The organism is Microcoleus sp. Pol10D4 (assembly GCF_036701555.1).
Classification (GTDB): domain Bacteria; phylum Cyanobacteriota; class Cyanobacteriia; order Cyanobacteriales; family Microcoleaceae; genus Microcoleus.
Genome location: NZ_JAUBRA010000020.1, coordinates 46,293 through 59,514 on the forward strand (window position 1 = coordinate 46,293; position 13,222 = coordinate 59,514).

Annotated in this window: 11 protein-coding genes; 3 read left to right on the top strand and 8 right to left on the bottom strand. The window is 47.7% G+C overall.

Annotated features, from left to right (window positions below; all coding sequences use genetic code 11):
• Positions 1-97 precede the first annotated feature (97 nt).
• The 6 genes from QUA36_RS12790 to QUA36_RS12815 all read right to left on the bottom strand — a co-directional run bounded on the left by QUA36_RS12790 (position 98) and on the right by QUA36_RS12815 (position 7,161).
• On the bottom strand, positions 98-1,507 hold the full coding sequence (locus tag QUA36_RS12790; protein WP_333457810.1) for an adenylate/guanylate cyclase domain-containing protein: 1,410 nt from the start codon (positions 1,505-1,507) through the stop codon (positions 98-100).
• A gap of 525 nt (positions 1,508-2,032) precedes the next feature.
• Entirely contained in the window at positions 2,033-3,199 is a 1,167-nt protein-coding gene (locus QUA36_RS12795; RefSeq protein WP_333457811.1) for a 30S ribosomal protein S1, read from the bottom strand.
• 639 nt (positions 3,200-3,838) lie between these two features.
• Positions 3,839-4,396 (bottom strand): transcriptional regulator NrdR, encoded by a 558-nt coding sequence (gene nrdR, locus QUA36_RS12800; protein WP_333457850.1) that lies wholly within the window; start codon positions 4,394-4,396, stop codon positions 3,839-3,841.
• A 194-nt stretch (positions 4,397-4,590) separates the two neighbouring features.
• Complete coding sequence (locus tag QUA36_RS12805; protein ID WP_006635641.1) at positions 4,591-4,686, bottom strand: photosystem II reaction center protein T; 96 nt, start codon at positions 4,684-4,686, stop codon at positions 4,591-4,593.
• A 417-nt stretch (positions 4,687-5,103) separates the two neighbouring features.
• A complete protein-coding gene (gene psbB / locus QUA36_RS12810; RefSeq protein ID WP_333159529.1) occupies positions 5,104-6,633 on the bottom strand; it encodes a photosystem II chlorophyll-binding protein CP47 in 1,530 nt (509 codons plus the stop codon).
• A 198-nt stretch (positions 6,634-6,831) separates the two neighbouring features.
• A complete protein-coding gene (locus QUA36_RS12815; protein WP_039887994.1) occupies positions 6,832-7,161 on the bottom strand; it encodes a hypothetical protein in 330 nt (109 codons plus the stop codon).
• 215 nt (positions 7,162-7,376) lie between these two features.
• On the opposite strand from QUA36_RS12815, the gene QUA36_RS12820 reads away from it, so the two are divergent.
• Together QUA36_RS12820 and mnmG are read left to right on the top strand one after the other, a co-directional pair.
• Positions 7,377-7,730, top strand: a complete 354-nt coding sequence (locus QUA36_RS12820; protein ID WP_333457813.1) for a transcriptional regulator — start codon at positions 7,377-7,379, stop codon at positions 7,728-7,730.
• Between the two features lie 76 nt (positions 7,731-7,806).
• A complete protein-coding gene (gene mnmG, locus QUA36_RS12825) occupies positions 7,807-9,723 on the top strand; it encodes a tRNA uridine-5-carboxymethylaminomethyl(34) synthesis enzyme MnmG (protein WP_333457815.1) in 1,917 nt (638 codons plus the stop codon).
• A gap of 372 nt (positions 9,724-10,095) precedes the next feature.
• On the opposite strand, the gene QUA36_RS12830 is transcribed toward mnmG, so the two are convergent.
• Together QUA36_RS12830 and glgP are read right to left on the bottom strand one after the other, a co-directional pair.
• A complete protein-coding gene (locus QUA36_RS12830; protein WP_333457817.1) occupies positions 10,096-10,239 on the bottom strand; it encodes a hypothetical protein in 144 nt (47 codons plus the stop codon).
• 80 nt (positions 10,240-10,319) lie between these two features.
• Positions 10,320-12,878, bottom strand: a complete 2,559-nt coding sequence (gene glgP / locus QUA36_RS12835; protein WP_333159521.1) for an alpha-glucan family phosphorylase — start codon at positions 12,876-12,878, stop codon at positions 10,320-10,322.
• Between the two features lie 93 nt (positions 12,879-12,971).
• Between glgP and QUA36_RS12840 the strand changes: the two genes are divergently transcribed.
• Positions 12,972-13,208, top strand: coding sequence for a hypothetical protein (locus QUA36_RS12840; protein WP_333457819.1), 237 nt, complete (start codon positions 12,972-12,974; stop codon positions 13,206-13,208).
• Positions 13,209-13,222 lie beyond the last annotated feature (14 nt).

The window sequence follows — 13,222 nt, forward strand, 5'->3', positions numbered from 1 at the left end:
GGGCCATGATCTGAGGGCGATCGAACAATGCTATATGCTGTCGGGACGATCGCAACGAGAGGCTGGCAATAACTAAGTAGTATATCTGCTTACCTACTTAGCTTTTTTCAGCGACCTGTGTAGCAGAAAGTGCGATTACTGATTCCGTATTAATTCTAGCAGTATAAGTGACTTGTGCGCCTTGTATTCCCTTTAAATCTTCAACTCGTTTGTGAATTTCGGACACTCCAGCAGCTTTTAATGCTGTTAAAAATGCTTCGTCGCTGTAAACATCTTCGGAAAACGAAACTTCGTCACTTTTAGAAAGATTTTGAATGCGGGCCGCTTTGTTGACTGTAGAGCCAAAATAGTCGATCGAATTATTGAGATTTACGAGCAAAGCCGTACCTCGGTGAATACCAATTCTGACTTGAATCCACTCTGCTTGTTGGCGAGTTGAATTGTATTTCCTGAAACTAGCCACAGCATCGGTGGCTGTCATAATTGCTTGTTCGTTGCTGATAAAAGAAGCCATGACGGCATCGCCGATGGTTTTAATTACTTTTCCGCCAAATTTCTCGATCGACTCAAAGAAAATTTCAAAATGATCGCGGACAATATTGTAAGCTTTGGTATCTCCCAGTGTTTCGTACATTCTGGTAGAACCGGTAATATCAGTAAACATAATAGTAATCGCCCGAATCTTGACTCGCTCTCTTTCCGATATTACTTGATCGCCAAACAAACGCTTATAATCCGGGTGATGAAGCAGTTGCATTCCTGACAGCCGCAGGGGCAGTTGTTCTAATGTCAGTTCATCGGGCAATTGATCTGAATGCAAAATCAGCCCGGACAAATTGTGTTCGGTATTAGTTAATTCAAGCTTAACTTTTCCCGGACGCACGGCGAGCTCTTTTTTGTCAAAATCTGGGCCGGCTAACTGCTGGAGTTTAATTTCTTGTATGGCTTCTGTTTCTTCGCCTTCAACCTTTAAAATCCCTTTAGCTAAAGTTAGGGGACAGCAGTAGCGGTATCTACCTTCTTCTAAGGTGACAATCTCTGATTCGGTGCAGTATAAAGGCGTTACCAGTTGCAGTTTGCTCTGGAGTACGGGAGGGGGAGCGCAGACGGGCCGCAGTTGCGGGTCTTCGATTTCTTTGTTCAGGGAAAAAGTAACTTCGACACGATCGAGCAAATCAATGTTAAACTCGCGCTCGCACATCGGGCAAAAAGACATTTCTGATGTGTCTGCCAAATCCTTAAATTCTTCTGTAATCATGTTGCAGTGGGGGCAGTGAATATCCCAGTGCAAGTCGAAGGCACCGGATTTCACTCCGTGCAGAAATTCGGAAGTAATTTTTTTAACATTCTTGACTGTATCGCCTGCTACATAGTAAGGATTAATTCTCAATCTCTGCAAAATGTGGGAACCGGTTAACCAGTTTTCAATTTGGTCGATCGTTCCTTTGCTACAATTGGGACGTTTTTTGAGCTGTTCTAATTTTTCTTTTAATAGTTCGATGTTCATAATCCACTTGCCTTTGAGCGTCAGGGCAAGAAATTTATAAGAATTTTCTTGTATAATTTTCTCGTGTGGTTGGTTCTGGCGTGAGAATTCTGATGAGTTTGCACCTGTGCCAATGTCTCTAACCTTTATAAATCTTAACAAATTAGCACGAGGAAGGCGATGCCTATTTAGGCAGATTGATCGCGCTGTCACTTTTTTTAATTCAAAGTGCGATCGGTGCATCGGTCTACAGAAATATCTTAAATCTCAGTAATTAAAAATGGGGAATTGGGAATTGGGAATTCTAAACCAATACGCTTGGGTTAAAACTATTTATTCCTCGGAGATCCCCCTAAATCCCCCTTAAGAAGGGGGACTTTGAGTAAGTTCTTGTCCCCCCCTTTTTAAGGGGGGTTAGGGGGGATCGAGCTTAACTGAACAGTATTGAATTGTCAACCACCGAGCAGCGACTAATGACTAATAATTAATGACTAACTAAAAAAAAAAGAGGGAAAATTCCCTCTTTTAATCACACTAACTGCGATGTTATTCTTCCGTCGCAGAAGGGATTTCTTCCTCTACATCTAATACTGCTTCGGGTGCTGCTTCGGGTGCTGCTTCGGGTGCTGCTTCGGGTGCTGCTTCGGATGCTGCTTCGGATGCTGCTTCGGATGCTGCTTCAGGTGCTGCTTCAGGTGCTACTTCCGGCAGATCCTCTTCCATTGCTGAGGGTACATCTTCGAGTATTTCGTCGGAGAGCTCATCATCAGCATCGATCGAGTCTACAGGAATGTCTATGCCTGCTTTAGCTTGCTTTTGAGCGAGCATTTTCTCCCGGAACTTAGCTGCCATTTCCTCAGCTTTTTCGTATACCAATTCGCGATTTTTGACCATCGCGCCCGGTTCCGGTTCCAACTGCTTGGTGGAGAGAGAAATCCGGCCCCTCTCGGCATCCAAGTCAATGATCATCACTTTCACTTCGTCGTTGACATTGAAGACGCTATGAGGCGTATCGATGTGATCGTGCGAAATTTCCGAGATGTGCAGCAAGCCGCTGACGCCGCCGATGTCGATAAAGGCACCGTAAGGCTTGATACCGCGTACTGTACCGATGACGACTTCCCCGACTTCGAGGCGGTTCATCTTGCGCTCAACTAAGGCGCGACGATGACTCAACACTAGGCGGTTGCGGTCTTCGTCTACCTCTAAGAATTTTAATGGTAATTCTTCAGCGACTAATTCTTCCTTCGGTTTGCGGGTACTTATATGAGAACCGGGAATAAAGCCTCGCAAGCCTTCTATTCTCACGAGTGCGCCGCCGCGGTTCGTGGCAAATACTTGCGATCGTACTGTGGCATCTTCTGCTTGCAGTTGTCGCACTCTTTCCCACGCCCGCATATATTCGATGCGCCGGATGGACAGGGTTAATTGTCCGTCTTCATTTTCATCGGTTAGAATGAAAAATTCTCTGGTTTCGTTTGATTGCAATACCTCTTCAGGGCTTTCGACTCGATTGATCGACATTTCCTGAATGGGAATGTAAGCTGCTGTTTTAGCACCGATATCAATCAGAGCGCCCCTCGGTTCTATACTAAAAACTGTACCCGCTACTACATCGCCCGGGCTAAAGTGATAGTCATATTTATCAAGTAGGGCTGCAAAATCTTCGTGAGTAAAGCCGATGTCTTTGACTGTGGTTTTGAGATTGACCATGCGAATAGTTTCCTAGGATTTCTCTCCTTCATGTTTTTCGTTTGTGCCGGCAGATATTAGAGATTTTGGTGAAAAAGCGATTAACTTTTTTCAAAATCTTTTACTAAAGTCAGTTTTTGCTAACTTTTGCCGGGTGCAACTGCACACCAGCGCTTGCCATTACTGTTACTTCATACTCTGTGTTAAAACGTTTAATCTTAACATTCCGAGTCAAGTAGACTATTTTGACACTCTCAGGTATAAATAAACTGAGATTCTTCATTCAACGAGCCGACTTGCTGGCGACAGGATGACTCCAGTCTAAGTAGAGGTCGGTTTCTCCAGAAGCGTAAATTTCGGTATGCCCTACCGTATTTAATTAGTCACCGATCTTTCGTTAGGTTTTGTTCAAATGCGAGCTTTCCTAAACTGCAACACCGTTAGGTGTGACTACGCACTCAACTAATCCAGTTAAGTTTTTACGTTGTCTAGTTATACTCTATTTTAGACCGATGACGATCATATCACACCCAGCACTCTTACTGAGAAAAAAGAACACTCGCTAGAAGGAGAGTCCCTTGAGTCGCTATTCCTCCCGGCCTTCCTCGCGACACGGTTTTCAATCTCCCAGAATATTTCTATAAATTAATTTAAGCGAGCTTAGCTGGGAGTAGCGCAGGATGCTGGGCTTTCTCGATCGACTGCTTCGACATCCGGCAATTCTGCGTCAAAATTGGGTCTAGTTTCTGCATCTTCAGCTTCGTTGAGGGGATTCTGAAGGTGATTTAGGGTATCTACAAAATCTCGGATGCCTCGAAATTGCCGATATACCGAGGCAAAACGGACATAAGCGACTTCGCTGAGCGGCCGCAGGTGCAACAGCACCAGTTCCCCTATTTCTGAACTGGCGATTTCTCGGAGCGATCGACCTTGGAGTTGGGCCTCAATTTCTTCTGCCAGAGTTTCGAGATGCCCCGAAGACAAACCGGTTTTTTCGCAGGCCCGAATCAATCCCCGAACTAATTTTGACCTGTCAAAAGATTCGCGCTTGCCGTCCCGCTTGATCACCGTAATCGGCACAAATTCTATGCGTTCGTAAGTTGTGAAGCGGTGCTGGCAGCTCAAACACTCACGCCGCCGACGGATGCTTTGACCTGATTCGGCTGAACGCGATTCTAGAACGCGGCTATTTGTGTGTTGGCAGGAGGAACAGCGCATGATTGCTGATTTTAACAGGCATTGCCAGCAAATTGCCATTCATCTAACCGCCTGGGGTCTGATGAATGGCTGGACTAGAAAAATCACTTAACACACAGCGGTGAAATAGTCCCGCACCAAATTAGATCGCTATGATGCGGGCTAACCGCAGTCCGGTTCAAGATATTTTGGACTTGCTGGAGGCGTATAGCTAATTATTTGCCAATCCGGGGAGGTTCCCGAAAGGCGATCGCAAAAAATAGTACGCCTATGGCTAAAGCCAGAATCAAAATGTAAGCAACACTTTCCATGTTAAATTTTCCCTATCTTCCCTTGCCGTATTATTTCATCGTGAACAAACCTGACGGTCAACTGAGTACAGTTAGACCGCAGGCTTCTTTTTCCTTTTTTTCAAAGGCTTTTTATAGTGAGGTAGTTCCACCCCCACTTGCTAATATAGTATCAGAGTATTTCCCGATCATCAATGGGTGTAAAAGAACAATTGTCGGTTTCCGTACCTACACCCGACGAGCCTTTCATCCCAAGGAGTAATTTATTCGGGGTACTTCGCGCAGCGCTCTGATTAATCCCCTCTAAATATACCGAGGGACTTCCCGGCTGGTAGTTAATTGCTGGTTTTATTCTTAACTAAAAAAACCCGGTTTCTTGAAGAAACCGGGTTTTTTTACACCGGGAAAGTTTCCCGGCTAGCCAGGGGCTGGCGAAATTTAGAGAGGTTCTTCTCTTCTGGTGGTCACGTCGCCCAGTTTTTGGAACAAGCCCCACTCGACTTGTTCTTCGAGGTCAGCCTCAACTCCAGCAAACACGTCGCGGAAAATAGTCCGAGAACCGTGCCAGATATGGCCGAAGAAGAACAGCAAAGCAAAGCAAACGTGTCCGAAAGTGAACCAACCGCGAGTCGAAGTGCGGAAAACGCCGTCAGAATTCAAGGTTTCGCGATCGAATTCAAACACTTCACCTTTTTGAGCAGCGCGAGCAAACTTCTTAACATCTAGAGGATTATCAAAGGTTTGACCGTTAAGTTCGCCGCCGTAGAAGCTGACAGTAACTCCGCTTTGTTCAAAGCTGTATTTTGATTCAGCACGGCGGAAGGGGATGTCAGCGCGAACGACCCCATCTTTGTCTGTCAAAATTACTGGGAAAGTTTCAAAGAAGTTGGGGAGGCGGCGAACCGACAATACCCGGCCTTCGTTGTCAGTAAATACTGGATGGCCCAGCCAAGATTTAGCAATACCGTCGCCATTGACCATCGCGCCGGCGCGGAACAAACCGCCTTTAGCAGGAGAGTTGCCCACGTAGTCGTAGAAAGCCAATTTTTCGGGAATTTGTTCGTAAGCTTCTTGGAAGCTAGCGCCACTGGCCAAGCTAGCTTGAGCTCTGCGATCGATTTCTTGTTGGAAATAGTTTCCGTCCCACTGATAGCGAGTCGGGCCAAAAAGTTCGATCGGAGTTGCAGCAGAACCGTACCACATCGTACCCGCAACCACAAAGGCTGCAAAGAATACGGCAGCGATACTGCTAGAAAGTACAGTTTCGATATTCCCCATCCGCAGGGCTTTGTAAAGACGTTCCGGCGGCCGCACTGTCAAGTGGAACAAACCGGCAATTACGCCGACTACGCCCGCTGCAATGTGGTGAGCCACGATGCCGCCCGGATTGAAGGGATCGAAGCCTTCAGGGCCCCAAGAAGGCGCCACTGGCTGGACGTGACCGGTCAGGCCGTAGGGGTCGGACACCCACATTCCGGGCCCAAAAAGTCCCGAAAGGTGAAATGCGCCGAAGCCGAAGCAGAGCAAGCCGGAGAGGAACAGGTGAATGCCAAACATTTTTGGCAAGTCGAGGGCTGGTTCACCGGTGCGAGGGTCTCTGAAAAGTTCTAAGTCCCAAAATACCCAGTGCCAAACTGCTGCTAAGAACAGCAGGCCCGATAGGACGATGTGAGCGACGGCGACGCCTTCAAAGGACCAGAAGCCCGGATCGACGTTACCTTCGCCAGTGATGCTCCAACCACCCCAAGAACCCGTAACTCCCAAGCGAGTCATGAAGGGCAACACGAACATCCCTTGACGCCACATTGGGTTCAGAACTGGGTCTGTGGGGTCAAAAACTGCTAGTTCATAAAGGGCCATTGAGCCGGCCCAACCTGCCACGAGGGCGGTGTGCATTAAGTGTACAGAAATCAATCGGCCTGGGTCATTTAAGACGACTGTGTGTACGCGATACCAGGGTAGTCCCATTGACTGCGGTTCTCCAAGGTGTAAGTGATGATGTCTATTTTTACGGAAAAATCAGATTCTGAATCCCCAGCAGTTACCTGCAGGGTTTAAACTCTGCCTTTTGCCGACTGCCATCTACCTTCAAAGGTGGAGGCATAAAAATGAAAGTTATTTAAAGAAGTGTATCGAGTGTTAGAACCGATTGCAATATGTTGAGCATTACATTAGTTGCGGGTTTCCCATTTCGCAGCGGGCGGCGATCGTCCCGAGGCGTTCGAGGACTTGCTCGGCATCGATCAGTCTGGTGAGGGTGACGTTGCCGATATTTTTGGCGGGATCGGCAGGATCGGGACGGACTGCTGGTTGGACTTCTACCATGAGTACGGCGTCTTCTACGCGGTAGAGCCACATTTTTTCGTTGCGATCGGAAAGACAGAGGTTGAGCTGTTGGATGTCCGGCGCCCGTCTCCAGGCGGCGTGACTCCACTCGCCGCCGACGCCCCAAACGCGCCCAACTTTCCAGCCGTCGGATAAGAAGAAGTATTTCACTTGTGTATGCTTGTTGAGATTTTTTTGTCTAACATAGCGCAAAACTGCAATTGTACGGAATTATTGAACTGCGAAGACGCGAAGGGTGCATATAAATATTGTTATTCGATCGACTATTGCCTATAATATGCTATGTAAGGCATAATTGACTCAAATTAAGATAGCAGATAGTAGATTTACCGGTCATTTGAATAAATTAATGGAGCCAGAAACAGATGACAATTAGCCTGAAAACTATTATGGAGAATTTGCCTCCCGAAGAACGAGCAATAGTCGACAAGCGATCGGTTGAATTAATGGCTGAAGAAATGACCTTGCAAGACTTACGAAAAGCAAGGAAATTTACTCAGATTCGCATGGCTGAATTATTAAATATGCGTCAAGAAAATGTCTCGCGACTCGAACGCCGTGCGGATTTGTTGGTATCTACTTTGCAAAGTTATATCGCGGCAATGGGTGGGGAGTTGTCATTTGTCGTAGAATTTAAAGATCGACCCCCCGTAAAAATTACTGGATTAACATCGATGTTTGAAGAAAACAGCTACACTAATGGAGAGGAAGAGTTTTAATTAAGGAAACTAAAACCTAATTTTGCCAGATGTCTATTATTCAATCTAAAATCTAAAATCTAAAATCTAAAATCGAATGATCGCACAAACTCCAGTACAATTCCAAGACAGTTTCGACATCATCGTAGTAGGTGGCGGACACTCCGGCTGCGAAGCCGCCCTCGCCACTTCTCGCCTCGGCTGTCGCACCCTTCTCCTCACCCTCAACCTCGACAAAATTGCGTGGCAACCTTGCAATCCGGCTGTCGGCGGCCCAGCTAAAACCCAACTTACTAACGAAGTTGATGCGTTAGGCGGGGAAATTGGCAAAATGGCCGATCGCACTTACTTACAAAAGCGCGTCCTCAACGCTTCGAGAGGCCCCGCAGTGTGGGCGCTGCGAGCACAAACCGACAAGCGGGAATATGCCGCTGTGATGAATAATATTGTTGAAAATCAACCCAATTTGACCATCCGCGAAGCGATGGTTACAGACTTAGTTTTGGGTAAAAACGAAGAAGTGATAGGCGTCGAAACATACTTCGGCGTCGCATTTGAATGCAAAGCAGTAATTCTCACCACAGGCACTTTTTTAGGTGGCACAATTTGGGTGGGCAATAAGTCGATGCCCGCCGGACGTGCAGGAGAATTTGCCGCCGTTGGCTTGACGGAAACTCTCAATCGTTTGGGCTTTGAAACTGGCAGGTTAAAAACAGGAACTCCGGCAAGAGTTGACAAACGTACTCTCGATTACACCCACCTCGAACCGCAGCCGGGAGATGCAGAGGTTCGCTGGTTTAGTTTCGATCCAGAAGTTTGGATCGAACGGGAACAAATGCCTTGTTATTTGACTCGGACTACGCCTGAAACTCATCAATTAATTAGAGACAATTTGCATCTTTCTCCAGTCTACGGCGGCTGGGTTGATGCGAAGGGGCCGCGCTATTGTCCGAGTATTGAAGATAAGATTGTGCGGTTTGCGGATAAGGAAAGTCACCAGATTTTTATTGAACCGGAAGGTAGAGATATTCCTGAACTTTATATCCAAGGTTTTTCTACTGGTTTACCGGAAAATTTGCAATTGCAAATGCTGCGGACTCTTCCGGGTTTGGAAAAGTGCGAGATGATGCGCCCTGCTTATGCTGTGGAGTACGATTATTTGCCTGCTACTCAGTGCTTTCCAACGCTGATGACTAAGAAGATTGAAGGGCTGTTTTGCGCGGGTCAGGTTAACGGTACAACTGGATATGAGGAGGCTGCTGCACAGGGGATTGTGGCGGGGATTAATGCGGCCAGGTTTGCGAAAAATCAGGAGATGATTGTGTTTCCTCGCGAGCAAAGTTATATCGGGACTTTGATCGATGATTTGTGTACGAAGGATTTGCGGGAACCTTACCGGATGTTGACTTCGCGATCGGAATATCGGCTATTATTGCGATCGGACAATGCTGACCAACGCTTGACGCCGCTGGGACGGGAAATTGGTTTGATTGACGATCGCCGGTGGGAGTTGTTCGATCGCAAACAAGCTAATATTGTGGCAGAGAAGGAACGTTTGTACTCGACGCGGGTGAAAGAGCACGAGGAAGTAGGCAAGGCAATTTTTGCAGACACTCAACAAGCGATTAAAGGTTCAATTACTCTGGCTGATTTGTTGCGTCGTCCTGGTTTTCATTATGTGGACTTGGAACGCTACAATTTAGGCAATTCTAGTCTGAAGTTGGCTGAGAAAGATGGTGCAGAAATTGACATCAAATATTCCGGCTACCTGCAAAGACAGCAAAATCAAATCGATGACATTGCAAAACACGAACGCCGACAATTGCCTGCAGATTTGGATTACATGGCAATTACAACTCTCTCCAAAGAATCGCGGGAAAAGTTGGCTAAGGTGAAACCGCTGACGATTGGCCAAGCGGCCAGAATTGGTGGGGTAAATCCGGCTGATGTTAATGCTTTGTTGATTTTTCTGGAAGTGCGAAACCGTCAGCAGCCAGCGGGTGTAGGTAAATAAGCTAAACTAGAGGTGTCTCAAGGCTGCCTTCAATTTTATGAAATAGCAGGATAAAAAAGTGTGACTATTGTGAAACCACTATTTTGTTCGGCTGCTTTCATATTGAGGGATATACAGCGTATTCCAGGTTTATGAAGTAAACCCTAATGCAACAAACAAGAAAAACTGGCAGAATGTCAACTCTAATTGATGAAATTCTGCCAGTATATTTTATATATTTATCAATCCTCGAACCAAGTCTGAATTTCGCAAATATTCCGCATAATCAGCGTTTATCGGTGGTTCAAACCTCCCCGAAATCCCCACCAGTGTTGCCACCCTCAAAGCCTTAAAAGAACAGCGAGATGCCTTGCTATACGCTTATATAGGCGCTCACTGGTGGTACTGGGAATAGAGCGGAATTTGGTATTGGGCGATCGCACAAGCGGCTAAATAGTCATTCCCCAACTTCCATAAAGAGTGCGAGAGAGGGAGAGGGGGGAGAGGGGGAGAATTGGGAAACACAGTTAAATTCATCCGTGTATCCGTGTCCGAATCCGTGTCGTACCCTTCTTCCCTCTTCCTTCTTCCCTCTTCCCTCTTCCTTCTTCCTTCCTTTAATGTGCCCAGAGAATCACGCCAGCTTCATAAGGACTGCTGAGATTATCGTGCTTCGGCAAAACCCGCAACGACAAACCTTGCAAACCACTAGAAGTATAAGTAATGTCAGCCGTATAAAGGCTAGCATTCTGAGAATCTTCTCCCAAATACTCCATCACCACCGGCACGCCACCAATGATATCGCCGTTAGCATCAACGGAGCCTTGATAAAGTTCAACTTGCACGTCTGCAGGTGTCAATCCCATCAGATTAATCCGAGATTTAACAGAGATCGACTGATTGACCTTAACTTCCTTATCCTGGGAAATATCAACAGCCTCAATCTTAATATCCTTCCACTTCGCCAGAACGTGCTTCTTCCAGTGAGACAACTCCTTGGCTGGAGCACAATTATCCGAAGTCATCGTGAAGAATCGATCGCTCACCGGGAAATAAGCCCGCCGCGCGTAATCTTTCACCATCCGAGCAGTATTGAAGAAAGGACAGTTTAAGCGAATCGAATCCTTCATTTTCTCCGTCCAACCGCGAGGAATTCCATCAGCATCCCGGTTGTAAAACAGCGGTACAACTTCCTTCTCCATCAAGTCGTACAAAGCATTAGCCTCGACCTCATCCTGATACTTAGTATCTTCGTAAAACTCGCCATGTCCGATCGGCCAACCGGTGCGAACATAATCAGCTTCATCCCACCATCCGTCGAGAATGCTCAGATTCGGTAAACCATTCATCGAAGCTTTCATCCCCGAAGTCCCGGAAGCCTCACGCGGGCGGCGTGGCGTATTCAGCCACACATCGCAGCCCGACACCATCATCCGAGCGACGTTAATGTCGTAGTTCGGCAAAAAGACCATCGAGCTCATCGTGTCGTGCTCGCGGATGAAGTGAACGATATCCCGAATCAATTCCTTACCCGGAATATCCATCGGGTGAGCCTTCCCAGCAATCACAAACTGCACCGGGCGATTGCTGTCCCGCATGATCCGCATAATTCGATCGACATCGCGCAAAAACAGCGTCGCCCGCTTGTAAGTAGCAAAGCGGCGTGCAAACCCGATCGTCAGCACCTTCGGATTGAGAGCTTCCCGCGCGTGTTCGATTTCCGTTTGGGCCGCACCGCGCTCACGCAAAGTCTTTTGCAGCCACTCCCGTGCGAACACTACCAACTCGGATCGACAACGTTCGTGATTTCGCCACAGTTCCTCATCAGGAATCGATGACATCCGATCCCAGAGTCGATCGTCCTTGCGAGTCATTTCCCACTCCGGGCCGAGGTATCGATCGTACAACTCCTGAGTAGACTTCGCCACACAACTGCGAGCGTGCACCCCGTTGGTAATCGAAGTAATCGGTACTTCTTCCTGCGGCAAACCCGGCCACAAACCCTGAAACATCGGGCGCGACACCACACCGTGCAAAGCCGCCACCCCGTTGACAAAACTCGACATTTTAATTGCCAAAATTGCCATATTCAGAGGTGCGGACAAATCGCCAGTATTCTCCCGGCCCAATCCTAAAAACTCATCTTGCGACAAGCCAAATATCTTGGGATAGTGACTCAGATAGTGCATCACCATATCCGGCTCGAACAAGTCAAACCCAGCAGGCACCGGCGTGTGAGTCGTAAACATACTGCTCGAAACCACCACCTGTTCCGCTTCTACGAAACTCAGGTGATATTCCTCCATCAGCATCCGAATGCGTTCCAAAGCCATGAAAGCCGCGTGGCCTTCATTCATGTGATAAGCCGTAACTGTCAGCCCCAATGCCTTGAGCATTTTCACGCCGCCGATGCCCAGCATGATTTCTTGGTGCATCCGCAGAGTTTTATCACCACCATACAGTTGGTCGGTAATATCTTGGTCGTAGCGGCTGTTAGGTTCAATATTTGTATCCATTAGGTACAAAGGAACCGTTCCCACTTGTACTCGCCAAATCCGGGCATACACCTTGCGGCCGGGATAGTCCACCTCAATCCGCAATTCCGAACCGTCGGGATTGCGTTCTGGGTGAAGCGGCATATTGTAGAAATCGTTGAGCGGATAGCGTTCTTGCTGCCAGCCGTCGGCGTTGAGATACTGCGAAAAATAACCTTCTTGGTATAGCAAGCCGACACCGACTAAGGGCAAGCCCAAATCGCTAGCTGATTTGAGGTGGTCGCCTGCGAGCACGCCCAAGCCGCCCGAATAGATCGGTAGGGCTTTAACTAAGCCGAATTCCATCGAAAAGTAAGCGTAGCATTCTTGCTGCTCGGTGCCGCGCTGTTTGCGGTACCAGGCGCGATTTTTGAGATAATCGTCTAACTGCTGGGCTGCTCGGTTCATTTGGGCAATGAAGCCTTCGTCTTCTGCCATTTCTTGCAGCCGCTCTTGAGATATGGTTCCGAGCATCAGCACCGGGTTTTGGTTGCTGGAGTCCCACAGGTCTCGATCGAGGCGGCGGAAGAGGTCTTTGGTATCGACGTTCCAGTCCCAGTGCAAGTTGTAGGCAAGCTTGCGTAGGGGTTCGAGAATTGTCGGTAGCGACGGGGAAACGTTAAATGTACGAATTGGCTGCATAGACAAAGCCTTTATGTTGGGGTAGCGATATTTTCCTCTGTCTTTAGGTACAAGTCCGTTATTCTGCACACTATTTTAAGTTTTAACCAGTTCATGCACTATGCCATCAAGCAGACGAAACGGAAGCGCAGGTCGTTCGATGTGAGCGAACTGGCCGTTTTCGGCTGCGATAACTGTCGCAAGAAGGCCTCGCCACCAGACCATCACGACTGGACGGCGATCTGTCTTGAGTGCGGCAACGAGTTTTCCTACAGTGGCTGCTCGTGCGACGGCTGCGGCGGCGGGACGTATGCGGGTTTCGGCGGTGGTCGCACGACTTTTTACGTGTAACTTCGCAGGACTTG

Coding starts and splice junctions, on each gene's coding strand:
- QUA36_RS12790 (WP_333457810.1), bottom strand. CDS start 1,507: ATGAACATCGAACTATTAAAAGAAAAATTAGAACAGCTCAAAAAACGT.
- QUA36_RS12795 (WP_333457811.1), bottom strand. CDS start 3,199: ATGGTCAATCTCAAAACCACAGTCAAAGACATCGGCTTTACTCACGAA.
- nrdR (WP_333457850.1), bottom strand. CDS start 4,396: ATGCGCTGTTCCTCCTGCCAACACACAAATAGCCGCGTTCTAGAATCG.
- QUA36_RS12805 (WP_006635641.1), bottom strand. CDS start 4,686: ATGGAAAGTGTTGCTTACATTTTGATTCTGGCTTTAGCCATAGGCGTA.
- psbB (WP_333159529.1), bottom strand. CDS start 6,633: ATGGGACTACCCTGGTATCGCGTACACACAGTCGTCTTAAATGACCCA.
- QUA36_RS12820 (WP_333457813.1), top strand. CDS start 7,377: ATGACAATTAGCCTGAAAACTATTATGGAGAATTTGCCTCCCGAAGAA.
- mnmG (WP_333457815.1), top strand. CDS start 7,807: ATGATCGCACAAACTCCAGTACAATTCCAAGACAGTTTCGACATCATC.
- QUA36_RS12830 (WP_333457817.1), bottom strand. CDS start 10,239: ATGAATTTAACTGTGTTTCCCAATTCTCCCCCTCTCCCCCCTCTCCCT.
- glgP (WP_333159521.1), bottom strand. CDS start 12,878: ATGCAGCCAATTCGTACATTTAACGTTTCCCCGTCGCTACCGACAATT.
- QUA36_RS12840 (WP_333457819.1), top strand. CDS start 12,972: ATGCACTATGCCATCAAGCAGACGAAACGGAAGCGCAGGTCGTTCGAT.